Origin of the sequence: Microcoleus sp. A006_D1, assembly GCF_036702805.1 — a bacterium.
Lineage (GTDB): Bacteria > Cyanobacteriota > Cyanobacteriia > Cyanobacteriales > Microcoleaceae > Microcoleus.
The window spans coordinates 319,148-344,222 of the sequence record NZ_JAUBVZ010000006.1 but is presented as its reverse complement, the minus strand read 5'-3'; the positions used below and the strand labels follow the sequence as shown (position 1 = coordinate 344,222).

The following is a 25,075-nucleotide window of genomic DNA, read 5'->3' as shown; positions in this document are numbered from 1 at the left end:
CGGATTGTTTTGATATATTCTTCCCAAAGGTAGTTTAAACAAGAAAAATTTACTATGAAACCTTCAGAGCAGGAATCAGTACCTTCAAGCATTTTTGATGAAATTTTTAGCGGTTCTGCCGATCCGTGGGGATATACATCGAATTTTAATGAAATCAGTAAATTCCGAGCAACGATCAAAGCTTTGCCAAAAGTCCAATTCAAAAATGCTTTTGAAATCGCCTGTGCTATCGGTGTACTGACAGAGCAACTAGCCAAAAAGTGTGACAGATTGCTCTCAGTAGATTATTCAGAATTAGCATTAGTGGAAGCTAGGAAACGCTGTAGGGATCTCCCACAAGTACGATTTGAGAATATGCAGATTCCCCAACAGTTCCCCACTGAGAGTTTCGATTTGATTTTATTTTCAGAAGTTGGCTTTTTTTTGACGCTCGAAGACCTGCATAAAACCAAAGAAAAAATTATTGCTGGATTAGTTCCTGGGGGTTATCTCTTAATGGTTCATTATCGGTTGACAGCGGGGGATTATTTTATCCTGGATGGGGAGACAGTTCACGATACTTTTATCCAAAATTCTGCATCGTCTTTAAAACATCTTGGCGACCCGCGCAAAAAGTTTTTGATGCTAGATTTGGCCCGTCATCACAAACGCTATCGGATGGATTTATTTCAGCGATTGTAAATGGCGTAAGTAGACAATTGTGAAAAGCGATCGCCTTTAATTATCCGCTTTGCTCTTAGGTAAAAAAGAGCGATCGCATTACCCTCAAGCAAATTCCTCAAAGTCGCATCCTCCCCCAAAACCTTCAACACTTGCTTAATCTCCTGCGTCCACTGTAGAAGGTAATGGGTAATGGAATGGGAAATATCGTGTCCGGTCAATTATCCGACATAAAATATGTTCGATCGTTCGGACGGAGAGTCATTTCTATACTTTGAAGAAGGAGAAGAAGGACTTGCATTCCTTACTACGAACCTGAGAATGGTTAGATATCCACACAATACAATCCGTTAAATCCGTAAAGAATCCGTTGCCGAACTTCCCTCTTCAAGAAGCCAGCTTGGCCTCAAAAGCCAAAGAATTAACCGGAAAATCCCCCAAAACTTCCTCTAAACTAGGATAGCCGAAATTACAAGGTTGAGGCTTTCCTAAATAATAACCTTGGGCATAATCTACCCCAAGTTCCTTGAGTTTATCCATAACTGCTTGACTTCCCACATACTCGGCAATAGTTTTAATTCCCATGACGTGAGCAATTTTGGTAATCGCTTCCACCATTGCGATATCAATAGGATTGTCGGCAATATTTTTAATAAAATTGCCGTCAATTTTGAGATAATCAACCGGCAAACTTTTCAGGTAAGCAAAGGAAGACATCCCGCTGCCGAAGTCGTCCAAGGCAAACTGACAGCCGAGTTCCTTGAGTTTCCAAATTAAGCTGGCTGCCTTGCTGAGATTAGCAATCGCCACGGTTTCTGTAATTTCAAAACAAATTATTTGCGGCGGTATTTGATGGATGGAAAACTGCTCCTGAATAAAGTCGATAAACTTTTCTTCGTTGATGCTGTCCCCAGAAAGGTTGATTGCATAAAGGCTGGGATGTTGGGCAAATGAGGATTGTGAATTAGACAAGGGGCAGCAAGCAGGCAATGTAACTATTTTATCGCTGTCTGCCCCGGGGTTTTGGACTAATAAATTAGTCGTGAAAGTTTTAGATAAATTGCTAAATAAAGTGCCAATTACCCAGCGATCGATCGCGTGCATCAAATTATAGCGTTCGGCGGCCGGAATAAACGCCATCGGCGACACCAACTGACCGTTTGCAAGCTGGAGGCGGAGCAGGATTTCGCAGTGGGTGCCGGTGGTGGGGAGCCCTCGCAAATGTACGATCGGCTGAGAGTACAAGCGAAAGCGATTCTCTTCAAAAGCTTGATTGATTTGTACCACCCACTGGGTTTCGCCGTGCTGTTTGATTAATTCTCGATCGCCCGCTTGATAAACCTGCACCCGGTTGCGGCCTTTATTTTTAGCAGCGTAGCAAGCAAGATCCGCCGCGCTCAAAACCGCAGATGTCGATACTGTTTTGGGATTAATTGCCACCAAACCGATACTAACGCCGATCGAAAAAGTTTTATCCTGCCACCCAAACCGGAATCCCTGAATGCTTTGCAGCAGCAATTCTGCCACCTCTAAGCCGTGTTCGGGGGAACAGTTGTACAGGAGTACGGCAAATTCATCACCGCCCAGACGCGCCAAAATATCGGTTTTCCGGATATTGCTTTTAAATAGCTGGCTGACTTGGCGCAGCAGTTCGTCGCCTGCAACGTGACCGGAAGTATCATTAACGATTTTGAAGCGATCGAGATCCAAGTAAAGCAAAACGTGTTCTTGACCGTAACCTTGAGCGCTGTGCAGGGCGTGTTCTAGCTGGTACTCAAATTCGCGGCGGTTGACCAATTGCGTCAGGGGGTCGTGAGTTGCCTGCCAGGTGAGTTGCCGTGCTTGAGTTCGGACTTTCGTGACATCTCGGAACACAACGACTGCGCCAACAATTTCGCCGTTGCAGGCGTGGATGGGGGCGACACAGTGGTCGATCGCAAATTCGCGGTTGTGGCGGGCAATCAGCAAGCTGTTGTGTCCTTGGTCAACAATCCGACCTTCGTACAAAGCGATTTCGGCGATATTTTCGATCGGCATCCGGGTAGTTTCGTCAACTATTCTCAGCACACCGCCGAGGGGCAAACCTTTAGCTTGCGAGGTACACCAACCCGTGAGTTTTTCGGCAACTGGATTGAGGGTCAAAATGCAGCCGCCACTGTCAGTCGTGATGACTGCATCGCCGATCGATTGTAGAGTCACCTGAGCGAGTTCTTTTTCATCAAAAAAGGCTTGTTCCATGCGTTTGCGATCGCTAATATCCCGCTGCACAGACACCCAGTGCGTGAGGTTCCCGAACTCGTCAGCAACAGGCACGCTGTTGAGTTCCACCCAATAAGTGGAACCATCTTTGCGGTAGTTAATCAATTCCAAGCGCAGCGGTTCTCGGCGAGAGAAAGCGCGGCGAATTTTGGCAACTTGAGCGCCGTCGCTGTGGGGGCCGCGCAGACAACTGGGGGTTTGCCCGATAATTTCTTCAGGGCGATAACCGGTCATTTGAGTAAAAGCTTCGTTGACGTAGATGATGGCGGGATCGGAGATATCGCTGTATCCCGCATCCATAATCACGATCGCATCGTTAGCGTTAACTACGGCAGATTCTAGGAGTTGCAGCCGCACCTCGGCCCGCACGCGGGTAGCGATTTCCCTTTCTAGTCGGGCATTAGTCAAGCTGAGGGAGGCGATCGCTTTTTGCAATTCGCTAGTCTGTTCTTGGACGCTGGCGTGTAAAATGTCGATCGCCCCAGACATTTCTCTGGGATCGAGCACGCGCAGCAAGGTGCTTTGAGTAACTATTCCCAGCAGTTCTCCGCGTTCCCCGGTTACTACCAACCTGCGGACTAAACGCTGCTGCATTTCTTGATGAGCTACCCACAGCGAGTCTTCAGGCTTGAGACTAAATAAAGGGGTACTCATCACAGTTTGGGCGATCGTCTGCGACAAATCTATATCTAAAGCCTGAAATTCCACAATATCCCGTTCCGTGACGATACCTACTGGAATCGGGAACGGCAAATTCATCGATAATTCTGTGGATTCTGTAATTACCACGCAGCTAACGCGGTGCTGCGCCATCAACTCGGCCAAACTGATCACTGACGCGCTAACAGGCGCTTGAATGACTTTTGTGGTCATTACTTCTTGCACGCTGCGCATTTTTAAGATATTTGTCGGTTGCACCATCGCTTGGCGAATGCTTTCCGGCGTAATTACTCCTAGGAGTTGACCGCTACGATCCAATATCGGCAGGTGGTGAATTCTTGGTTGACCCAGCAGAATTATGGCGCTGAAAATGTCTTGCTCTTCACCTTGAGTCAGAGTTGCAGCAGGCTGTTTCATAACTTCTGCGATGGTAACATTTTTTAAGTTTTTGCCCGATGCAATCAAATCGACGAGATCCCTCTCGGTGAAGATGCCTTGCAATTGAGAATTTTGAGCAGATTGCGACTCGGATGTTGCGAGGGATGTTTCGACTACAAAGATGCAAATACCTGTGGCGTCTCTGAGAGCGCTTGAGGTAGGGGGATTTGCGATTTCTGTGAGTTGCTGGTAGATATCCATCCCTGCAAGGTCGGGGTTGAGAGAGCAACTGCTGCGCCGTTGGCCCATCAGAGTAATTACTTCTGCTAGGGGGGTAGCGGGTGCAACTGTCAAGGAGGAGCGGTCAATTACTCTATCTAAAGTTGGCAGGTACTGGGGGGAATCGTGTTTGAACATATTTAATTATTAATTTTTGCGATCGCGTTGACTGTGCGACATTCCTAAAAAGCGCTGCTTTCCTAGCAATACGTGGATTTTTACAGCGTTGCTGAGACCTAATTAAAATTTATTGTTAAAAATGCACCCCGATCTTTGGCTAGGGAACTGGCCGGTGAGGGTTCTCCCTCTACCTATAAAGTTATAACCGGCTCTTGATTTTAAATGTAAAAATTCTGTCCCGTGACAGTTTTATTAAAAAATATGTATTTTTTTTTCACTTTTTGCGCTCAAATCACTTAACATCATCCATCGCTCATCATATCCATCTTTAGAAATAAACTTCAGTTGGCAGTCCCAGCTAACCTAGAAAAGGTAACAGCCAAAAGACACTGTATTAAGTTCGGCAGTGTTAAGTTTTGCGACATTAAGTTTTGCTAGCTTTTCGATACCGCGTGTGCGTTGTCGAAGACAATCAATATCACAGCCGGTCTGTGAATTCGATCGCAACTTGCGAAAACAACAGTGGTAAGATTGTAGATATAAACAGAAGAAATTAAACAGCCAGTCTGCTGAGGAAAAAAGATTATGAAACGCTATCTACTAGCCGCCACTATTTTAATTACTCCCTTACTGTTGGCCAGCCCCGCTCGGGCGGCAAATCCTGTTCAGGTCAAACAGTTACTGTCAACTGGACAATGTTTTCAGTGCGACTTGTCGGGAGCAAATTTGGCCGGGGCTCATTTAATTGGTGCAGATTTGAGAGAAGCAAATTTGCAAGGCGCAAACCTCTCTAACGCCAATCTCGAAGGTGCTGACTTGACGGGTGCTAACTTGACGGGTGCTAACTTAACGGCAGTTTTCCTGACTAACGCCAGTTTAAATGACGCAGACCTCGATCGGGCAAATCTGACCGCCGCCATCATCAACACCGCCGACGTATCCGGCGCATCAATGCAAGATATGACCATCACTGATGCCAAAATCTACAATACCCAAATCGGCGTCGGCGGCAGCTACGACCAATAAACTCTTTTAAATAATGCAAACAGCCAATTTTCAGTTTAAAAACCCGGTTTCTGAGTAGAAACCGGGTTTTTAATTGATACGTCGTATTTGGACTCAGGTGCTAAATTAAAATTAGTATTGCTTTAATGCTCATAATCTTAATTCAAGTTGTACAATACAGCCATGTCCAAACGACTCACCATTGCCCAAGCACAGCAGCAGCTTCCCAACCTACTTCAAGAACTCACTGATCAGCCGATCGTGATCACTCAAGATGGTGTTCCCGTTATGGCGGCAATCAGCTACAACTATTTGACTGAACTCCTCGAAACCTTGGATATTCTCACCGATATTGAATTCGTTACCAAACTTCGCCAAAGCATCACCCAAGCAGACGAAGGAAAAACTGTTTCCTGGGAAAATGCTAAGACCAAACTGGGACTATGAAAGGCGAAGCAAATTCAATCGAATACGACATCCAACTTACGCCGTTGGCACTGGAAATGTTGGCGGAAGTCAAAGATAGACGAGAATAGGAGAAACTGCGCGATCGCATCGATAAACTCAAAATTGAACCAGAGAAGCAAGGCAAAGCGCTTGTTGATAACTTATCTGGATTTCGCAGTATCCGAGCCGTTGGACAGCGTTATCGCATTGTTTACAAAGTCGAGCAAGAGCGAGTTATGGTTGTTGTTGTAGGACTGGGGAGACGTAAAGATGGTGACAAAAAAGACATTTACTCTATCCTAGAAAAACTGTCAGATATATAACAGAATTACCTCCCAATCCATAAGTCCTGAGTTAGAAATGGGGCAACCTGTGTTGCCACATTCCTCCTAGAACCCCAAATCCACAGCAATTCGGTGCGCGCAAGCAAACCCAGAAAACGCCACCGCATTTAAACCCTGTCCCGGAAATGTACTATCGCCCACACAATACAAACCCGGCATAGAAGTTCGATTAAACGGCATTCCCAACAAACCCATTAGCTTCTGCCGAGGAATCGGCCCATAAGTTCCATCTTCGCGGCCCAAAAAGCGGCGGTGAGAACGCGCAGTCCCCACTTCCATATAATCCAAACCAGCATCTAAACCGGGAAAAATTGTTTCTAATCTGTCAATAATTCTCCCTGCCGCCTCTTCCTTTTTATCCTCGTATTCCTGCGGCGAAAGTCCTTCCCACTCTTCCATCCAACTCGAAGTAAAAGCGTGAACGATCTGATATCCTGCGGGAGCTAAATCCGGGTCTAGCATGGTCGGAATTGATACCAAAATAGTTCCTTCTGGCGCTTCCATTTTGTCCCAATCTTCTAACAAAATGTGGTGGCAGGCAGTACCAGCAGGGATGACGCTGGCTTCAACTCCTAAATGCAAACTCAAAAAACTGGGGGCTTTTTGATAGCGCTGCTGCCATTTCTTCTCGCTAGCTGGCATTTCTTCAGCAGGCAGCAATTTCTCGAAAGTATCCCACCGCGTGGCGTTAGAAACTATGCGCTTGGCGCGGTAAACTTCGCCGGTTGTGAGTTCGACTCCGACAGCGCGGCCGTTTTCTGTGATAATTTTTTTGGCTTTAGCTTTGTATTGAATTTTGCCGCCGCATTTTTCTAATCCTTCGACTAATTTTTGGGCAATTTGACCGACTCCGCCTTTGGGATAATTGATGCCGCCGTAATGTCTGTCGGAAAATACCATTCCGGCGTTAATCATCGGCGTTAAGTCTGCGGGTACTACAGACCAGTAGTAGCATTCCATGTCGATAAATTTCAGCAAAGTAGCGTCTTTGATGTAGCGCCGCGCTATGTCGCCAGTATTTTGAGGCAGATATTTGACTAATCCCAAACAGGCTAAAGGATTTTGAAAAAAGACTCGCACCAGATATCCGGGTTCTTCTAGGGATAGCAATTCCATGCCGTTGAGGCAGTTGAAGACGTTCCAGCATTCCCCGTAAAATTTCTGGATGCCTGCGCGCTCATCAGGGAATCTGTCAATTAATTCTTGCAAGTATTTGTCATAAGCTTGGGGTACTTCCAGATCCAAGCCGCTGGGTAGGTGATAGTGAAGCTGTACGGGGTCGGGAATTGTTTCTAGGGTGACGTTGACTGCTTTCAGGGCGCGGGTGAGGAGGTTTGTGGTGCCGCGCTGTCCGAATCCAAATATCATGGATGCCCCGACATCGAATCTGTAGCCTTCTCGATCGAAATATCCAGCACTCCCCCCCGGAATTGTGTAGCTTTCGAGCACTAAAACTTTGGCTTTCTTGGCGGCTAGCTGGGTGGCTGTCACGAGTCCGCCAATGCCGGAACCGATGACAATCACATCAAATTTTTGCTCTGTCGGGCGGGAGTTGGCAGAAAATAACTGGGATTGGGTAGGATCTGACATTAGGTTAAAAATCTTAATATTTCTACAATTTTACAGTCGATCGCCCTCCCTGATCTCTTGCCTCTGCCATTTCCCCTCTGCACCTTGTGCCTTCTAGCTTCTAGCTTATGCCTTCCCAAAAAAAATGCGGGAACAGTCTACCATTGCCGACTGCCCCCGTCTGCCGATCCTTTGAGAGGAGAACACTAAAAATTACTATAGCCTTGTTGCTAATCTATGTCAATACTCTTGAAAAAATATTTCAATAAGCTGACGGAGCTCCGTAAATAAAGAGACTTGTAGGATTTTAGATTTGAGATTAAAGAATAGAAGATTGTGATAAGTTGCACAGAGCGATGGTTAGCGAAGCCCGCCCCTACGGGAGGCTCATCAACGAAGACGATCGCACCGTACAAAATCCCTCAAACCTAGCAATCTCACCAATTTCCTCATGCCCCTGCAACTGCGCGTTTACGTTCCGCCCCACCCGTTAATTAAACATTGGCTGGCTGTCGCCCGCGACGCCGCCACCCCATCGGTACTTTTTCGTTCTGCGATGACAGAATTGGGACGCTGGCTGGCCTACGAAGCAATTCGAGATTGGCTGCCGACAGTGGACACAACGGTGCAGACGCCGATGAGCGAATGTCCGGCGACTTTTATCAACCCAGAAGCTCCGTTAGTTGTGGTACCGATTTTGCGGGCGGGTTTGGCACTGCTGGAAGGAATTCAGACGGTTGTGCCGCTGGCTTCGGTTTACCATCTGGGAATGGGGAGAAATGAGGAGACGCTGGAACCGACTTGTTATTTGAACAAATTGCCGGCACAGTTTAACCCGGAAACGCGGGTGATAATTAGTGAGCCGATGCTGGCGACTGGCGGGACGATTGTGGCGACAATGCAGGAGTTGACTGCACGGGGAATTGACCCGAGTTTGATTCGGATTATCTCTGTGGTGGCTGCTCCTCCGGCTTTGAAGAGGCTGAGTGCAGAGTACCCGAGTTTGATTATTTACACGGCAACGATCGACGAAATAGTCAATGAACAGGGTTTTATTGTACCTGGTTTGGGTGATGCGGGCGATCGAACTTACGGTACTTGAACCGGGCGCAGGTAAAAGCAGGCACAGAGAAAGTTAAAATCAAGACTAGAAGTCAAAAATAAATAGCGTTTAGCACTCATTGCCCGTGAAACTTGATTCTGTACCGAAAAGCTTGTCTGCTTCCGACTCAGCAAACCCCAATTCCGATTTGCCGCCACAGGTACAACTACAAAAACTCACAGAGACTTCTGAGATTTGTGCTGCTTTAACCCCGGAGCAGGCGGAAGTTTCTGTGAGTGCAAATCCTGATATTTGTCAGGAAGAAAAGGGACTGAAGCCGAAGCACTGGGCAATTTTTGCCTCGACTTTTGCAACTATTTTTTTGGCTGAAATTGGAGACAAAACTCAGCTTGCGATTTTGCTGATGACGGCTGAATCTCGGAATCCTTGGATTGTGTTTGCGGGTGCGGGTTCGGCTTTGATAGCAACCAGTTTGCTGGGAGTTTTGCTGGGCAGGTGGCTGGCGACTCGCATTGCTCCGAGAACTTTGGAGAGAGCGGCTGGAGTGATTTTGATGGCAATTTCGGCGGTTTTGCTGTGGGAAGTGCTGGGTTAAACGATTTTAGATTTTGGATTTTAGATTTGGGAATTACTGATTATGTTTGGGTATGTGGAAAGAAACCGGGTTTCTGGCTAGATTTAGCGGTTAAATCCAGGATTTTGGAGAGAAACCCGGTTTCTGGGAGCTTGTGGGTAAGTGGTAGATGTCTGCAATAGCTAACTGATAACTAAAAAAATATGGATTGGCAACTTTTAGGCATAACTTTTATTACGGTGTTTTTGTCAGAATTGGGTGACAAAAGTCAATTAGCTGCGATCGCCCTTGGTAGCAGTTGTGACTCGCCGCGGGCTGTATTTTTCGGCACTGCATCGGCGCTGTTGTTGGCGAGTTTAATTGGCGTTTTGGTTGGACAAGGCACGGCAGAGGTGTTACCAGAGCGATTGGTAAAGGCGATCGCGGCGATCGGATTTGCGGTGATGGGTTTGCGCCTGCTGTGGCCGAAAGCTGAATTATCAGATGTGTCAGAAGAATCCGAATAAGAGGACACGGCAGTGCCGTTTCCCTACCCCAATTCATTGTAGGGAAACGGCACTGCCGTGTCCTAATTTTTATCGTTGATTAAACTTGGTTTTGGTAGCACCAGCCGAGAAGCGTAGCGCCTACAGCCAACTTCAGCGCTTCCAAGAAAAAATATCCTTGGTGGAGTGAATTCATTCCGGCGGGCAATTCCGCTGCGGCATCGAACAGATTTAGCTGCATTCCCAAGGCGCTCATGTGAGGTGTGAGGCCGTAGGTGTCAATCAGGGCGATCGCCAGAAGCACCAATGATAATAAGATTGCTGTATGGCTGCGCTTGCCGAAGTTACCGAGTGAATTGCTCAAAACCATCAAACCCGTTGCTACCAAGCCCGAACAGATTAACTCAACGCGGTTGAATCCCCAGAACATTAAATTTCCGGCTGCTGCAAAATCAGGAGATACCATCATCCCAGATACGTAGAGACTGGGCATGACTAATAGATCCAAAATCACGCTACCGCTGAGCCAGAAAATTAAGGCTACCATGACAATTGCTTGCCAGCGGGGTCTGATTGATTCCACTCTCGATGTAGTAATAGCTGTCATATAATTAGACCCTCTAAAATTTTCTTCTGCGCTTTTCTTGAGCTTAACTAACTTTTTCCTAAAATCGTGTTAAGTATTTTTAAATTAATGGTAACTTTTCTTTAACTGAGTTAGAAGAATTGTTAAGCTTGCGGGCTGTAGGGTGTGTCAGCAGCGGATTGTTCGATAGATCGCTGACGGCTAAAAGCTGAAGCAACTACTACTAAATTAGCTGGTCGGGCGATCGCACAGCAACAGTGTAAAAGTTTTGGCGATCGCCAAAAACTATTGATAATTACTCATGCCAGCGATATACCGATAAAATTTATAGCGGTTCTCAAAAAAGTGAGGAGAGCCTCATGCCCTATGCCCTATGCCCTATGCCCTATGCCCAGTCGTACCTCATCTTTCTGAGAAAGGCTATATGTGTTATTATTACAGTTAAATTGCCAAATATCAAAGATATTAGCCAATGATTGAAATGAACAAAATCCTGGAATTGAGTGCGGCAATAGCCAATCAATTTAAGCCTGAAAAAATTATTTTGTTCGGCTCTTATGCGTATGGAAATCCCACAGTGGATTCGGACGTTGATATGTTGGTAGTTTTATCTTCAGAAGGTAATAATTTTCGCAAAACTTGGGAAATACTAAGTCAAACTCAGCCGAAGTTTGCTGTAGATTTATTAGTGCGAACTCCTGCTGAGATTGAACAACGACTAGCTTGGAATGATTTATTTGTAAGGGAAATCATCGAGAAAGGCAAGGTGATTTATGAATCCGCTGACACTTGAATGGATTGATAAAGCTGAGGGCGACTTTACTACAGCTTTGCGGGAATTGCGAGCGCGAAAATCTCCGAATTATGATGCGGCGTGTTTCCACGCTCAGCAGTGTGCTGAGAAATATCTCAAAGCGCGTTTGCAAGAAGCAGTAATTGCTTTCAGTAGAACTCATAATTTGACGGTATTGTTAGATTTGCTGTTGCCCGTTGAGCCTGGGTGGGACAAGCTTCGCGCAAAACTTTTAGCATTAACCGCTTTTTCGGTTGCCTATCGCTATCCCGGGGCTTCTGCTGATAAAGATACAGCGCGCGAAGCATTAAATTTTTGTCGCGAAGTTCGCGAACAAGTACGGTTGAGTTTGGGTTTGACTCCATAATACAAAATCCGGCTTTAATAATATCCTATTAATTCTTGATTCCCCCTCTGCTGGGACTCTTGGTTTGTGTAGTGGCGGTTTCAACCACCGAGTCTTATAAAGAATAATGCCTAAACTTCAACTATCATCTTGGCTTCCCCGCCTCCCCACTCAAGTCTGGATTCTCGCCGCCGGCAGATTCCTCTCCCAAAGCGGCACCGGTTTTACCTTATTTTACGCGCCGATCTTTTTTGTCGATCGCGTCGGCTTATCTGCAACTGCGGTTGGGATTGGTTTGGGTAGCGGTTCAATTTCGGGAATAATTGGCCGCGTTTTGGGCGGTTCTTTTTGCGATTCCAGATTTTGGGGAAGGCGGCGAACTTTATTGTTGGCGGCAATTATTTCGGCTGTGGCTTCTTTTCTGTTGGCGGCGACTAATGATTTTGCAGGTTTAGTTGCAGCTAATTTACTGATGGGTTTTGGTGTGGGTTTATATTGGCCTCCAACGGAGAGTATGGTGGCAGATTTAACGGAGGGCGATCGGCGACAGGAGGCTTTTGCTTTGACGCGGCTTGCTGATAATTTGGGTTTGCAAGTTGGGATTATTTTGGGCGGTGTTTTGATTGCGGTAACGGGGAATTATCGATCGCTCTTTATTATTGATGGTATCTCGTTTTTAGTGCTGTTTGCGGTGGTGGCGATCGCAATTTCGGAAACTTACAAGCCAGCTAATCCAACGGATACAGGCAAAAAAAGTCTGAAAAATGGCTGGATGGTAGCGCTGGGCGATCGCACTTTGCTAGTCTATGCTTTAGTCAATACTCTGTTCACTCTCTACATTTCCCAAATTCAAACCACGATGCCACTGTATTTTAGCAAGTTCGTGCAGGTGGGGACATCGGGAACAGGCTTTTCTACAGGTACAATTACCGTTTTGTTTGCTTTTAGCACATTTTTAACTGTGGCTTTGCAAATGCCGATTGTTAAGGCTTTGAGGCGGTTTTCCCATCCGAAAGCTTTGATGATTTCGGCGCTACTGTGGGGAATGGGTTTTATTGCGATCGGCTTGACGGGAATGGCTGCAACTGGGAATCTATTTTTAGCGGTTGTTGGGTTGAGTTTTTTGTCGGTTGCTACCGTTGCTTATACGCCTTTTGCTTCGGCTTTGGTGGTGGATTTAGCGCCGGAGTCTTTGCGGGGCGTGTATTTGGCGGTTAATTCTCAGTGTTGGGCGATCGGGTATTTAATCGGCCCACCGCTGGGCGGTTTGGCTTTGGATCAGGGTAAGTGGGCGGCGGATAATTTTTGGTTGGGTTTGGCTTTAAGTGTCAGCGTGGCTGTGGTTATTTTGCAAAAGGTCGATCAAATGTTGAAGAAGAGGACTGAAGTCCTCACTACGAACCTATAATCAATTATTGATTATTTTCTGCGATCGCCCAATTTGCGATAAACTTCTCTCAAATCAACCTGATGGTGAGCCAAAGCAACCAAAGCGTGATAAAATAAGTCCGCAACTTCCCCAGCAATTCCATCTTTGTCGTCATCTTTGCAAGCCATTACAACTTCCGCCGATTCTTCGCCAATTTTCTTGAGAATCTTGTTGTCGCCGCCCGCGAACAATTTACAAGTATAAGAACTTTCGTTCGGATTGTCCCGCCGATCGCAAATCACGTCAAATAATTGAGATAACATATCCCCCGGTGGTGGCGAAATTTCCCCATCAACTTGGTGAAAACAACTTCTTTCGCCCGTGTGACAAGCAATATCTCCCACTTGTTCGACTGTCACCAGCAAAGCATCGCTGTCGCAGTCGTAACGCAGCCCTTTCACATTTTGAATGTGTCCCGAAGTTGCGCCTTTGTTCCAAAATTCGGCGCGCGATCGACTCCAGAACCAAGTTTGACCTGTTTCGAGGGTTTTTTGCAGCGATTCGCGATTCATCCACGCCATCATCAACACTGTACCGTCTAAGTAATCTTGGACGATCGCAGGCACTAAACCGCGATCGTCGTAACGGATCTTTTCAATTGGGATCGATCGGCTCAAACTAGACACATCATTAACAGACATAATTTTATTGCAGCTTTTCATATAAATTAACGCTTTCCTGTCGGATATTTTTTTTTGATTAACCGCAGAGAGCGCAGAGGACACAGAGAGAAGAGAGGAGATTAGGCAAGTGATGGGCAAATTGTCAAGAACTATTTTACAAAATATTACACTTTAGGGCGATCGCTACCAGTGCGATCGAGCCTAAAAAACCCAAGCTAGTATTGCTACTCATTGGTTTGTACCCTAAAATCTATTAACATAGTTTCCTTGAATCGACCTAACCATTATCCTGAAGTCGCTATAAAAGTATCCTACCAACAACAGACGTTCACTAAGGAGAAAACATTGGTTTCCACAACCTTGAAAACGACCAAATCAGAAGAAATCTTTGCCGCCGCCCAGAAATTGATGCCCGGTGGCGTCAGTTCCCCCGTCCGCGCCTTCAAATCCGTAGGCGGACAGCCCATCGTCTTTGACAGGGTAAAAGGAGCCTACATTTGGGATGTTGACAGCAACCAATACATAGACTACGTGGGTACTTGGGGCCCCGCCATCTGCGGCCACGCCCACCCGGAAGTCATCAAAGCCCTTCACGAATCCTTAGAAAAAGGTACGAGTTTCGGCGCACCCTCGCTGTTGGAAAACGTGCTCGCCGAAATGGTCATCGATGCCGTTCCCAGCATCGAAATGGTGCGATTTGTCAATTCCGGCACCGAAGCCTGCATGGCCGTTTTGCGGCTGATGCGAGCCTTCACCGGACGCGACAAACTGATTAAATTTGAAGGCTGCTATCACGGGCACGCCGATATGTTCTTGGTAAAAGCAGGTTCCGGCGTCGCAACTCTCGGCCTTCCCGACTCTCCGGGCGTGCCAAAATCCGTTACCGCCCACACCCTCAATGCTCCCTACAATGACTTAGAAGCAGTCAAAGCTTTATTTGCCGAATATCCGGGCGAAATCGCAGGCGTAATTCTCGAACCAGTTGTAGGGAATGCCGGATTTATTGTACCGGATGCGGGTTTTCTCGAAGGTTTGCGGGAAATTACCAAAGATAACGGCGCTTTGTTAGTTTTTGATGAAGTAATGACCGGTTTCCGCATCGCCTACGGTGGAGCTCAGCAAAGATTCGGTGTCACCCCAGATTTGACGACTTTGGGTAAAGTTATCGGCGGCGGTTTGCCCGTGGGAGCTTACGGCGGACGGCGCGATATTATGGGGATGGTTGCTCCCGCAGGCCCGATGTATCAAGCTGGTACGCTTTCGGGAAATCCTTTGGCGATGACTGCTGGGATTAAAACTTTGGAATTGCTGCAAAAACCGGGGACTTACGAACAGTTGGACAGGATTACGAAAAAACTGTCCGACGGATTGCTGAAAATTGGGAAGGAAGCGGGACACGCGGTTTGCGGCGGACAAATTAGCGGAATGTTTGGCTTGTTTTTTGCGGCGGGCCCGGTGCACAATTACGATGATGCGAAGAAGTCGGATTTGACGAAGTTCAGCCGTTTTCACCGGGGAATGTTGGAGCATGGTATTTATCTGGCTCCTTCGCAGTTTGAGGCGGGGTTCACTTCTTTGGCTCATACTGAGGAAGATGTCGATCGAACTTTAGCAGCCGCCCGCGAAGTAATGGCAAGTATTTAAGGTTTGTAGTGAGGATATTCATCCTTAAAACTCAGGAATAAATAATTAAAGTCCTTACTGTTTTTTGCAGTTAGGACTTTAATTTTTAACTGCTACCCACTCCGGCTTAAAAATCTCTTGATCAGGGCTTATGCAGGGGGCTAGAAACCTAGTTTATACGAGATTTGGCGACGAGTCATATCAATTCCGGTTGCACTTATACTTGATGGGGAGTGGAGGAATATGGAATTATTGACCGAGACTCGATCATTCCCATCCAAGCGGAAACAATATCAAGTAAAGTCCTGAATCATACAGAGTGTTCAGGAGTCGCTTTTAATAAGGCTTACAGGCTTTTTTAGTAAATCTGCACGGGGTAATTTCAGCTTAATGGTGTGAGGAAAATAAAAATTAGTAATTATAGGATATCTCTACTTTGTGGTAGCAATCCCTAACTTAGCTCCCTTAATTCGGCGCAATCGATCCATAACTTCCACAACATTTCCGTGATTGACACCTTTATCCGCGTTCAAAATAATTAAAGAAGTCTGATTTGACCCCATAACCTGCCGCACCGCACTCTCAATCTGCTCTAAGTTGACTGGCTTTTTATCAACCATTAATTTTCCCGATTCCTCAATGGTGATGGTAATTTTAGAAGGCGCTTCCTGAGCCTGAGAAGTTGATGCTTTCGGTAAATTTACCGGCAAACCCTCGGATTTGGATAAAGACAGAGAAGAAATGATTAAAAACGTCAATATAGCGAATACCACATCAATCATTGGCACGATATTGATCTGAGCAATGTTATCGGGTTCATCGGGTAGACGCATAGTTAGATTCTCTCGGTAGTTTTTCGTAGCGGTGACGGTACAATAATTCTAGTTGCCCTCCAGCTTCCTGAATAAAAGCAATTTGTTGTAAGTAAAACCCGCGAAACATATTGGCAAATAGGAGCGTAAAAATTGCCACCACTAACCCCGTTGCGGTAGATACCAGAGCTTCGCTAATCCCACCGGTAACACCTGCTGCATTGCTGCTCCCGGCTTCTCCCAGTTTGAGCGAGCCAAAAGTGGTAATTAATCCCAAAACAGTGCCGAGCAACCCAAATAGTGGGGAAAGGCTGATAATGGTATCAAATATTGTATTGAATCGCTTCAGGATGGGGATTTCGGCCTGAGCGCCACTTTCTAGGGCCAAACGAAATTCTTCGATGTTGGGCGAGTCTAATTCTAAGGCTTCTAAAAAAATCCGGGCCAAGGGCAAATCGGCGTTTACTTGTAATTTTTTGAGGGCGGAATCGGGGTTGTCGCGGTAGAGATTTAGAACTTCTCGCACGACTCGCCGCTGCCGCCGATTTACCCGAAACCAAAAGGCAAGACGCTCTATAATCAACGCGACTGCTGCGATTGACGAGGCAAACAGGGGCCAAGCAACAATGCCTGCGGCGCGAAAAATGTAAATCAAAGTATCCATTAGAAAGTATCCATTAGTTTTTACTCTCGCTAGCTAGCTCCGTCGAGTGATCGCAGGCTGTCTAATGCTGCAACCCCTTGCGACAGAAGGCTGGTAGAGTTTCTGCGTCAAGTCGGCACAAGTGATTCAGACGGAGAATTGTTTCACTCCTTGGCGCGATCGCGATCGCACAAACGCACTACCTGTATGTGAGTATCTTTGCCTGTACTCCAAATGCTCCTAGTGTTATCCCTACCGATTTTTCTGTCAGTGCTTTGTTGCTAAATCTTTGCGTTAGGAGTTGACAATAGTATTCAATAATTAAAAAGATTCTCAACTAGATTTTCACGATTTTTAGGAAATGTCAAGCGATCGCACCTCAAATAACATACAAATAAATTATCGTATGTTAAAAAAAAGATAAATAATATTTATAGTCAAAAAGGCTTGAGAATACTGATTTTTTTTGGTAAAGTATGGCTTAGAGTATTGCGGTTAAGGAATTTTGGAATTTTCTCTGCCAGAATTCGACTGCGGACAGCGCCCGCGTGAGTAACACAGACAGCAAAACAGAATGCTAGGTGATAGGATAAACTCGCTATATAAAAAATAAATAAATGAGAATAATTACAATCTAATGAAGGAGATTCATCAGGCATGAGTTTTTCAAATATTTCGGCGACGCAAAGACAACAAGAAGAAGAGGCTCTCAAAAAATTTCTGGCGATCGGTCTGCTAGCCTCAACCATACTGCACGCTGTTGTACTGCCGTTGAGCCTCAAGTTGGTCAAACCTGCTGAATTTGCAGACGATGCCATCGAAATTGTCATGCTGGATGAACCTAAAGTAGAGGAAATCAAGCCAGAGCCAGCTATTCAAGAAAAGGTATCTCCCCCGCCTGAGACATTCAAACCAGAACCGCCACCAGAGCCAACTCCCCCAGAAGAGCCACCCGTAGCGGTAGCGCCACCGCCGATTGCAGAAGAGCCACCCGTAGCAGCAACGCCACCACCGATTGCAGAAGAGTCACCCGTAGCGGTAACGCCACCACCGATTGCAGAAGAGCCACCCGTAGCGGTAACGCCACCACCGATTGCAGAAGAGCCACCCGTAGCAGCAACGCCACCACCGATTCCAGAGGAAGCCCCGGTAGCAGCAACGCCACCGCCGATTCCAGAGGCTCCTTCTGCGATCGCACCTAAACAGGATTTGACTCCCCCAGAAACTCCTCCAAGCCCGATCGCCAACGAACCCAAAACCCCATCGCCCAATCCTCCCAAAAATGATAGCCCGATCGCCAGTGAGGAACCTCCTAAAAGCGAACCACCCGTTACCCAATCTCGCCCCAAGGGCGCTGAGAGTGCCGCAGATTTTACTGCTGATGCTGGAAATCCCAAGTCCTCGAATAGTCCTGAAAACAATAACTCGCCCTCGCCTTCCTCAGAGCCATTAAATCCTGCTTCTGGCCCCATAGCTCGATCGCCCGCAGCGGGCCCACCAGTCACAGCTACCAGGCCTGGAAGCGGCCGCAATTCGGGAAGTGCGATCGCGGATCTCACAAACCCAGCAGGAAATCCCGCCCAGAGTGAAAGCGAAATATCTTCCTCAGAGCCATTAAATCCTGCTTCTGGCCCCATAGCTCGATCGCCCGCAGCCGGCCCGCCAGTCACAGCTACCAGGCCTGGAGGCAGCCGCAATTCGGGAAGTGCGATCGCCGATCTCACAAACCCCTCCTCTGGCCCCGGAGGCGGAAGCCCCCAGAGTGAAAGCGGAAGCTCTTCCTCAGAGCCATTTGCGGCGGGTTCTGGCCCCATAGCTCGATCGCCCGCAGCCGGCCCGCCAGTCACAGCTACCAGGCCTGGAAGCAGCCGCAATTCGGGAAGTGCGATCGCCGATGCCACAAACCCAGGAGCAAGTCCCTCGAACTCAGCATCCGGTGGGAGTGAAACTGCTGGGGGGGGTTCTTCAGAGCCCTTTGGTAGTGGTTCGCGCTCAGTGCCAAAACCGAAAAACCCTGGTGGAGGGGGGAGTCCTTCCCGTCCTTCGGGCCCTGCACCAGGGACTTGCATTAGCTGCGGTAAACCTGAATATCCCAGCGCCGCCAGAAAAGAAGGGCGGCAGGGTCAAGTGAAAGTCAAGTTTGATATTGACCCCAACGGTAAGGCATTCAACATCGCGATCGAGATTTCTAGCAAATACGACGACTTCGATAGCGCTGCGATTAAAACAGTAGAAAGATGGAAATTTGCCTCATCAGAAAGCGGTATTCAAGGAAAAGTAGCATCCATTACCTTCCGGCTCAATGAGTAGGAATTCTCTGGAAACCTAGCAATTTGACTGGGAATTCAATAGCACCAAGAAAGCAACTGCCAAGTTAAAAATTGAATTTTGTGTAAATTATGAATTTTGGAATGTCGCCAGCAACATTAAGTAAACTTCAGCGATTTGGATTCGCTCTATTACTTGGCTCCAACTTGGGAATGGCTGAGTTATTCGTAAACCCTCACAGCGCAATGGCCGGAGTGATTACTTTACCCGATGGCGGACGTTGTGAGGGAGAATTGAGCGAGGGAAAACTCAGCGGGCCTGGTCTCTGCCAATATGCCAATGGCGATCGCTATGAAGGGCAATTTCTCAACGGCAAACCTCACGGTAAAGGCATCTATACGTTTAAAGAAGAAGGTCGATACCAAGGAGAATTTGCCGATGGTGAATTCAACGGTCAAGGTGTCCGCGAATTTGCTAACGGCAACCGCTACGAAGGAACTTTTAAAGACGGTGAATTCGACGGTACAGGTATTTTTACTTCCACTAACGGCATTCGTTATGAAGGCTCTTTTACCAATGGTTCTCCCAGCGGTAGGGGGGCTTTTACATTCAGTGATGGCACTCGTTGCGAAGGAGATATTAAAGAAGGCAAAGTTAACGGTAAAGGAGTCTGTCAATATGCTAATAAGAACCGCTACGAAGGAGAGTTGCTGAGTAATTTGCCTCACGGACAGGGAACCTATACCTTTGCTGAAGGAGGTAGTTATCAGGGGCTGTTTAGTGAAGGGCAATTTGATGGCAAAGGGGTTCGCGAATATCCGAACGGCAACCGCTATGAAGGAGAGTTTGTCAAGGGCAATGCTCAAGGTCAGGGATTGTTAACTTTTAAAGAAGGGGGACGTTATCAAGGCCCGTTCGAGAATGGAGAATTTAATGGTGAGGGTGTCCGCGAGTTTGCTAATGGCAATAGCTATAAAGGCATTTTTGTCAAGGGTAAGATGAGTGGGAAAGGTGTTTATATTTTTGCCAATGGCGATCGCTGCGAAGGCGAATTTCGCGAGGGTCAGTTTAACGGCAAAGGTGTCTGTACTTACGCCAATGGCGATCGCTATCAAGGTGAATTTCTCAACGGGCAGAAACACGGTCAAGGTTCCTACATTTATGCAGATGGAACTAAGCTAGAAGGAAATTGGCAACAAGGTCAAATTAAAAAATAATTGTTTTTCCTGTTTTGCGCTACTCTTTTTTTAAAGATAAGCGATTGATGGGATTTATACCAATTTCATAAAGTAGTGCTAGATATTAGCCCCCAACCCCCCCGATGCTTTGGGGGGCTAAAACTTCATCAGCACATCTTTAGAAAAATGGTATTATAATTCAGAGATTAGGGACTTTTCAGCAGAAAAATGACACTTGCCTATATCAACAGGTCGAGCTCGTTAAAACCAAGGCCATTGCTGGCTAAGTGGAGATAATTTTTCATATTGCTGTCTCGCATCCTTACGGTAAAATTTCGCCAAATGCCGCTGCCGCCACATCAGTACACCCGTCATAAACAGTACGATCGCTGTTAATCCTGCGATCGCGTGTACAAGTCGCAAGTAAATTCCGCCATAGCTGCCAATATGTAGCGGATAAAGCGAGTTGAGAATTCGATTTGCTACAGAAGCTGAATTTACACTGTCAGCCCGCAATATCTCGCCACTGTATTGGTCGAGATAAATGGTGCTGCTCCCGTTTGGGTGCGGGTCATTGGGAAATTTTTTCCTGACTTTAAAAGTTGCTTCAGGTGTCAAAGGCAGAGAAATAAAAGTGGTTTTAGCTTCTGTCCAAACGGTATTAACTTGCTGTAATATTTCATCAAGGTTTTGCCTTGAACTGCTAGAGTGGGGATGAGAAGTCAATGCTGGCTGTGGCTTTTCATTGGTTAGCCAATACAAAGTCGATTCAACAGGCGCGTAAAAAATTATCGCTGTCCCTGTAGCGGAAATGAGGACAAGAAAAACAACCGATACAATGCCAGAAACGTTATGTAAATCAAATACAGTCCGCTGCCAGTGAGCTTGCCAATTAATAGAAAATCCGCGAGCCAAATTGCGCCAACCAGTCCACAATACCAAACCAGTAAAAGTTAGTCCTAGCATTACCAGACCGCAAATACCGACCACAAGATGACCAAATTCTCCTCCAGCTAATTCCGCGTGTAACGTAAAAATAAAACCTGTAAAAGTTTCTTTATCAAGGCGCGCACCCTTAATTTCGCCGCTGTAAGGATTGACATAAACGCTCACTACTTCCTCACTTTTTGACAGCATCGAAACTTGACAAACTTCCTTCGCTGATCGCGGCAGCAAGATACTAAGAGTTTGATTTTGCGGATAAGCTTTTTCGACAATTTGCAGGACATTTTCCAGCGGTATCCGTTCGGCTTGAGGAATAACTTGCAGGAGTTGGGGATTGAAGAACCGCTCGATTTCGGGACTGAAAACCAGCAAGCTGCCGGTTAAAGCAATTGCTGCTAGAAATATTCCTACCACCAACCCCAAATACAAGTGCAGTTTAAATGCGAATTTGCGGAACTTCATCTCAAAATTTTCCTCGAAGCCGTTAACTGTTCTCATTATCTAACCCAAGTTGCTATTCATAACTAGACGCCCCAACCCTGCAAATTTAGGAGTATTTTAGAGTATTCTTCCCAATTTTCCGGAGGGCTTTTAGAGTTACCCCCAAAGCTTGGGGGCAGATTTGTAACTAGCAACTTGGGTATCTAGAGGGAGAGCCACCTGGTTATTAGTCCCAGAAAAACACCTGATAGATACAGTTAGGTAGCCAGCGCTTCCCTCGCAATTTCCAACTTTTTCATCAGCCTGAAATCCCCAGCCGATAAATAATTACCAGTTAAGGCGGTAATTAACACTGAGAGTCAAACCTCTGCCTGCATAATTAGAGCTGTCCGAGCCAAATCCAGCTAAGTATTGCGACAGCACGGGAAAATATTGATTATTCAATAAATTCTCAACTTTGACTTGTAGTTGCCCCGATCCAATTTTTACCGAGCTGATGTAATCCAATGTGAGATAGCTGCTAATTGGGCCACCATCCGAGCCGTCTTTGAAGGCTATATCGCGATTTCCAGAATATAATAACTGTAAGCGATTGTTCCATCCCTGCAAAGTTTCGTTTTGGACATAAGCTGTTAGCTTGAGCGGTGGAATTCGGCTGCTATCGAGGGCGATGTAACGGTTGTCCTCCTCAAATTCGCCTTGAATATAAGTAGCAGTCCCGCCGATCGACCATGCTCGTGCAGGTTGCCAATCCACAGTCCCTTCTAAGCCGTAAATGCGTTCTGGGGAGCGCTTTAGTTCCAGGCGACCTGTGTTGCCAACTGGTTCAAAACGGACTCCTAAATCGGAGGTATTGTAAAAAGTGGCAAGCGACATTTGCACGGATGGCCACCCTCCTCGAATGCCAATTTCGTAGTTGTTGACTTTTTGCGGTTGAGTTACTTCTAACGAAGATTCAATTCCGACAAAATTCTGGGGGGGTTGGCGGAGGATGCGGCCGAAATCGGGAACTGAGAAACCTTGAGAAAAGTTGCCAAATACGTTGAAGTTGTCATTAATTTTATAGACAGCCCCTGTATTAAATAGGGTGGCGTTAAAATTGCGATCGCCTCCTTGGATCTGGCGCTCATTAAAAGTGGTATAATCATTGACTTCTAACCCGAGGCGTTCGTGACGTATCCCGCCACTTAGAATGACGATATCGTCAATATTCCATTCCAATTGACCGAAAAAGCCAAGGCTGTCGTAAGTGTAAGGAGGGACGAAAGGACGCTCGGAAATTTTCCGGTAAACCCGGCCACCACTTGCGTCAAATCTAGCCGGGTCGTACAGGTTGAAACGCTGTCTGCTATCTTCAGTAACATAGTCAGAACCCCAAGTTAATCGAAGATTTTCGGCACGGGATAAAGGAGTGGCGATCGCCAGTCTACCTCCTATTTGTTCGGTCTGGCCTCGCGAACGAGCAACGCCGATAAATGGGCCAAAGAAAGTGGACGTGCGAAAATCAGAGGGAACACTTGTATTGGAATTCGTTCGATAGTAGATTTGACTTTGAAGGCTGCTGCCAAAAAGGTTTTGGTTGGTGTAACTTAGGTTGACCTGTGTAGTTTTATTTCCCGGTGTTTCCCCGGCAATATCGAAATTTCCGGTTCGGATGGCGCGGGCTTTTTGCCGTCCTTCCTGTTCGTCAACGCTAGAGTCTGCGATTACATTGGGAGCTTGGGTTTCCCAATAGTTATTGACAGTTAGTTGCAGCCGCTGTTGGCTGCTCAAATCTACCCCGACTTTGCCCATCACGTTGAAGAGGGTGCTGCTATCTCCGCCGAGTTCATAAAAGGGAATGCGATCGCCTTTGGCATCGTAAAAAGCTCCACTTCTGGCGAGAGAGACAGTGCCGGTAAAATCGAAATTGCCACTTCGGCCAGAAATCGTCTGCTGAGCGTTAAAGCCTAGAGCATCTTCTGTGTTTGTTAAAGCGCTACTGACGCCCACTTCAGTAATAGCAGTTAGCCTTTCCTCAGTTGGCCGACGAGTAATAATATTAATCACGCCACCTGTAGCCTGAGCGCCGTAGATTGCGGTAGACCCCCGCACTACTTCAATGCGTTCGATCGCGCTGGGATCGATGGTTCTAAATTCTCTGCCATAAGATTGAAGATTGGTCGTTTGCGGCACGCCGTCAATCAGAACGGAAACGTCGCGACCTCGCAAAGTTTGTCCATAAGTGGCAGTCAATTGAGTCGGGGGCGCGAAACCGGGAACCTGCTTTGCCAGAGCTTCCCCGATATTTCTCGATGGCCCTACCTGCTGCTGAAGTTCTTCTGAGTCTATCACCGTTATAGAGCGCGGCACGTTTGTCACTCTTTCTGCGGTTCGTGTTGCAGTGACAACGATTTCAATCGCGTCTCTCCCCACCTGTGGCGTTGCGGGTGGCTGTGTCGGTGTTCCTGGTGGCTGTGCTGTAGGCGGTAAGGGTTCTCCGGGTGTCCCTGGTGGCTGCGCTGTCGGTGGCAAGGGTTCTCCGGGCGTTCCTGGCGGCTGCGCTGTAGGCGGTAAGGGTTCTCCGGGCGTTCCTGGCGGCTGCGCTGTAGGCGGTAAGGGTTCTGCGGGTATTTCTACCGGCCGCCCTGTCGGTGGCAAGGGTGCTGCGGGTGTCCCCGGCCGCTGTGTTCTAGGAGCCGGTGCAGGCGGGCGAGCCGTCGTGTCCGAGGTGGATTTCAAGCTGAGAATCAGACCCGCAGCGTTAGGAATCACCCGTGCCACTGGTTGACCCCTCTCGCCAATGACTTTGATTCGGATGCTGTTGTTATCTAAAGGAGTAACGGTGACAGAAGCAATTCCCGCAGCCGGCTTGTCTTGACGAAACTCATTTCCCCCCGGTAGTCGCAGTTGAGCGGTAATGACATCAACTTGTAAAGTTTCGCCAAAGCTGGTGGTGAAGACTTGCAGGGGTCTTCCATCTTCAGTGTCTAGGATGATTTCAATGCCTTCTGACGTGGGGTTGAGGCGAACGCCCGTCACCTGCGCGATGTTGGAAGCGCACGTCGGCCCAGCGACTAACGCCGATACGATTCCTGCCAGCCCAAGGCTGCTTAATAATAGCTGCGATCTTTTCATTACTTTTGAATCAACAATTAATAGAACTTCGGATATGTGGTTTGCGTTGCTTACACAACACGATTTGTGGCAGCGTTGCTGCTCTTCTGGGCAGGAGTGAAACTGACCTGCGGAAGATCCGGCCCAGTTGTCGGGCGCAGTTCGATCCGATTCTCCCGTCGCTAGCAGCCTTTGTCTGGCAGGAAGCGCGTGAGGGCGAACGCCTCAGTCCGGTGCCAACCGTGGACGATCGCCCACGGTTGGCACCTTCCTCGGTTAAAGGAAGTAGTCGCTGGATGCTTAATGAGAAAGTCCCTTAATTAGATAACAGAGCACTTGCATCTGTCAAGAGTTAACTAATGAAAACTTATTGCATTTCAAGATAGGGGGTGTCACCCCTCTATCTAGTTAGGCACCACTTGCCTATTATGGTTGCTTGTCAGGGCTAG

22 protein-coding genes are annotated in these 25,075 nt (G+C 47.1%); 13 read left to right on the top strand and 9 right to left on the bottom strand.

What is annotated here, in order from left to right:
• The first annotated feature begins 54 nt into the window (after positions 1 to 54).
• A complete protein-coding gene (locus QUB68_RS13885) occupies positions 55 to 681 on the top strand; it encodes a class I SAM-dependent DNA methyltransferase (protein WP_332993238.1) in 627 nt (208 codons plus the stop codon).
• Here the strand turns inward: QUB68_RS13885 and QUB68_RS13880 are convergent.
• Entirely contained in the window at positions 669 to 812 is a 144-nt protein-coding gene (locus QUB68_RS13880; RefSeq protein ID WP_332993236.1) for a hypothetical protein, read from the bottom strand. The two genes, QUB68_RS13885 and QUB68_RS13880, sit on opposite strands and share 13 nt — an antisense overlap.
• A 235-nt stretch (positions 813 to 1,047) precedes the next feature.
• Positions 1,048 to 4,374, bottom strand: coding sequence for an EAL domain-containing protein (locus QUB68_RS13875; protein ID WP_332993234.1), 3,327 nt, complete (start codon positions 4,372 to 4,374; stop codon positions 1,048 to 1,050).
• Between the two features lie 567 nt (positions 4,375 to 4,941).
• On the opposite strand from QUB68_RS13875, the gene QUB68_RS13870 reads away from it, so the two are divergent.
• The 3 genes from QUB68_RS13870 to QUB68_RS29960 all read left to right on the top strand — a co-directional run bounded on the left by QUB68_RS13870 (position 4,942) and on the right by QUB68_RS29960 (position 6,131).
• A complete protein-coding gene (locus QUB68_RS13870) occupies positions 4,942 to 5,382 on the top strand; it encodes a pentapeptide repeat-containing protein (protein WP_332993232.1) in 441 nt (146 codons plus the stop codon).
• A gap of 162 nt (positions 5,383 to 5,544) precedes the next feature.
• Entirely contained in the window at positions 5,545 to 5,808 is a 264-nt protein-coding gene (locus QUB68_RS13865; protein WP_332993229.1) for a type II toxin-antitoxin system Phd/YefM family antitoxin, read from the top strand.
• A 95-nt stretch (positions 5,809 to 5,903) separates the two neighbouring features.
• A complete protein-coding gene (locus QUB68_RS29960) occupies positions 5,904 to 6,131 on the top strand; it encodes a type II toxin-antitoxin system RelE family toxin (protein WP_442923086.1) in 228 nt (75 codons plus the stop codon).
• Between the two features lie 66 nt (positions 6,132 to 6,197).
• Here QUB68_RS29960 and crtH read toward each other — a convergent pair whose 3' ends face one another.
• Positions 6,198 to 7,742, bottom strand: coding sequence for a carotenoid isomerase (crtH, locus tag QUB68_RS13860; protein ID WP_332993227.1), 1,545 nt, complete (start codon positions 7,740 to 7,742; stop codon positions 6,198 to 6,200).
• A 430-nt stretch (positions 7,743 to 8,172) separates the two neighbouring features.
• On the opposite strand from crtH, the gene upp reads away from it, so the two are divergent.
• The 3 genes from upp (at position 8,173) to QUB68_RS13845 (ending at position 9,864) form a co-directional block, all read left to right on the top strand.
• Positions 8,173 to 8,823, top strand: a complete 651-nt coding sequence (gene upp / locus QUB68_RS13855) for a uracil phosphoribosyltransferase (RefSeq protein WP_332993226.1) — start codon at positions 8,173 to 8,175, stop codon at positions 8,821 to 8,823.
• Between the two features lie 85 nt (positions 8,824 to 8,908).
• A complete protein-coding gene (locus QUB68_RS13850) occupies positions 8,909 to 9,379 on the top strand; it encodes a TMEM165/GDT1 family protein (protein WP_332993222.1) in 471 nt (156 codons plus the stop codon).
• A 182-nt stretch (positions 9,380 to 9,561) separates the two neighbouring features.
• Positions 9,562 to 9,864 carry a TMEM165/GDT1 family protein gene (locus QUB68_RS13845; RefSeq protein WP_332993219.1) on the top strand — a complete coding sequence of 101 codons (303 nt, stop codon included), beginning with the start codon at positions 9,562 to 9,564 and terminating at the stop codon, positions 9,862 to 9,864.
• A 79-nt stretch (positions 9,865 to 9,943) separates the two neighbouring features.
• Here the strand turns inward: QUB68_RS13845 and QUB68_RS13840 are convergent, their stop codons facing one another.
• The gene (locus QUB68_RS13840; protein ID WP_332993216.1) at positions 9,944 to 10,450 is read right to left on the bottom strand and encodes a hypothetical protein; all 507 of its coding nucleotides are present in this window, start codon (positions 10,448 to 10,450) and stop codon (positions 9,944 to 9,946) included.
• A 460-nt stretch (positions 10,451 to 10,910) separates the two neighbouring features.
• Between QUB68_RS13840 and QUB68_RS13835 the strand changes: the two genes are divergently transcribed.
• The 3 genes from QUB68_RS13835 to QUB68_RS13825 all read left to right on the top strand — a co-directional run bounded on the left by QUB68_RS13835 (position 10,911) and on the right by QUB68_RS13825 (position 12,976).
• Positions 10,911 to 11,222, top strand: coding sequence for a nucleotidyltransferase domain-containing protein (locus QUB68_RS13835; RefSeq protein WP_332993214.1), 312 nt, complete (start codon positions 10,911 to 10,913; stop codon positions 11,220 to 11,222).
• On the top strand, positions 11,203 to 11,589 hold the full coding sequence (locus QUB68_RS13830) for a HEPN domain-containing protein (protein WP_332993212.1): 387 nt from the start codon (positions 11,203 to 11,205) through the stop codon (positions 11,587 to 11,589). The genes QUB68_RS13835 and QUB68_RS13830 overlap by 20 nt, the downstream gene beginning before the upstream one ends.
• Positions 11,590 to 11,695: 106 nt before the next feature.
• Entirely contained in the window at positions 11,696 to 12,976 is a 1,281-nt protein-coding gene (locus QUB68_RS13825; protein ID WP_332993211.1) for an MFS transporter, read from the top strand.
• Between the two features lie 11 nt (positions 12,977 to 12,987).
• Here the strand turns inward: QUB68_RS13825 and hisIE are convergent, their stop codons facing one another.
• Positions 12,988 to 13,638, bottom strand: coding sequence for a bifunctional phosphoribosyl-AMP cyclohydrolase/phosphoribosyl-ATP diphosphatase HisIE (gene hisIE / locus QUB68_RS13820; RefSeq protein ID WP_332993207.1), 651 nt, complete (start codon positions 13,636 to 13,638; stop codon positions 12,988 to 12,990).
• Positions 13,639 to 13,965: 327 nt separating this feature from the next.
• Between hisIE and hemL the strand changes: the two genes are divergently transcribed.
• The gene (gene hemL / locus QUB68_RS13815) at positions 13,966 to 15,264 is read left to right on the top strand and encodes a glutamate-1-semialdehyde 2,1-aminomutase (RefSeq protein WP_332993205.1); all 1,299 of its coding nucleotides are present in this window, start codon (positions 13,966 to 13,968) and stop codon (positions 15,262 to 15,264) included.
• A gap of 410 nt (positions 15,265 to 15,674) precedes the next feature.
• Here hemL and QUB68_RS13810 read toward each other — a convergent pair whose 3' ends face one another.
• Both QUB68_RS13810 and QUB68_RS13805 read right to left on the bottom strand, forming a co-directional pair.
• The gene (locus tag QUB68_RS13810) at positions 15,675 to 16,076 is read right to left on the bottom strand and encodes an ExbD/TolR family protein (protein ID WP_332993203.1); all 402 of its coding nucleotides are present in this window, start codon (positions 16,074 to 16,076) and stop codon (positions 15,675 to 15,677) included.
• Positions 16,060 to 16,719, bottom strand: a complete 660-nt coding sequence (locus tag QUB68_RS13805) for a MotA/TolQ/ExbB proton channel family protein (RefSeq protein WP_332993201.1) — start codon at positions 16,717 to 16,719, stop codon at positions 16,060 to 16,062. Before QUB68_RS13805 ends, QUB68_RS13810 begins: the two co-directional genes overlap by 17 nt.
• Before the next feature lie 636 nt (positions 16,720 to 17,355).
• Between QUB68_RS13805 and QUB68_RS13800 the strand changes: the two genes are divergently transcribed.
• Together QUB68_RS13800 and QUB68_RS13795 are read left to right on the top strand one after the other, a co-directional pair.
• Positions 17,356 to 19,008 carry a TonB family protein gene (locus QUB68_RS13800; protein WP_332993199.1) on the top strand — a complete coding sequence of 551 codons (1,653 nt, stop codon included), beginning with the start codon at positions 17,356 to 17,358 and terminating at the stop codon, positions 19,006 to 19,008.
• Positions 19,009 to 19,178: 170 nt separating this feature from the next.
• Positions 19,179 to 20,183, top strand: a complete 1,005-nt coding sequence (locus QUB68_RS13795) for a hypothetical protein (protein WP_332993196.1) — start codon at positions 19,179 to 19,181, stop codon at positions 20,181 to 20,183.
• Positions 20,184 to 20,405: 222 nt separating this feature from the next.
• On the opposite strand, the gene QUB68_RS13790 is transcribed toward QUB68_RS13795, so the two are convergent.
• The gene (locus QUB68_RS13790; protein WP_332993192.1) at positions 20,406 to 21,587 is read right to left on the bottom strand and encodes a PepSY-associated TM helix domain-containing protein; all 1,182 of its coding nucleotides are present in this window, start codon (positions 21,585 to 21,587) and stop codon (positions 20,406 to 20,408) included.
• 270 nt (positions 21,588 to 21,857) lie between these two features.
• Positions 21,858 to 24,647 (bottom strand): TonB-dependent receptor domain-containing protein, encoded by a 2,790-nt coding sequence (locus tag QUB68_RS13785; RefSeq protein ID WP_332993190.1) that lies wholly within the window; start codon positions 24,645 to 24,647, stop codon positions 21,858 to 21,860.
• Between the last annotated feature and the right edge of the window lie 428 nt (positions 24,648 to 25,075).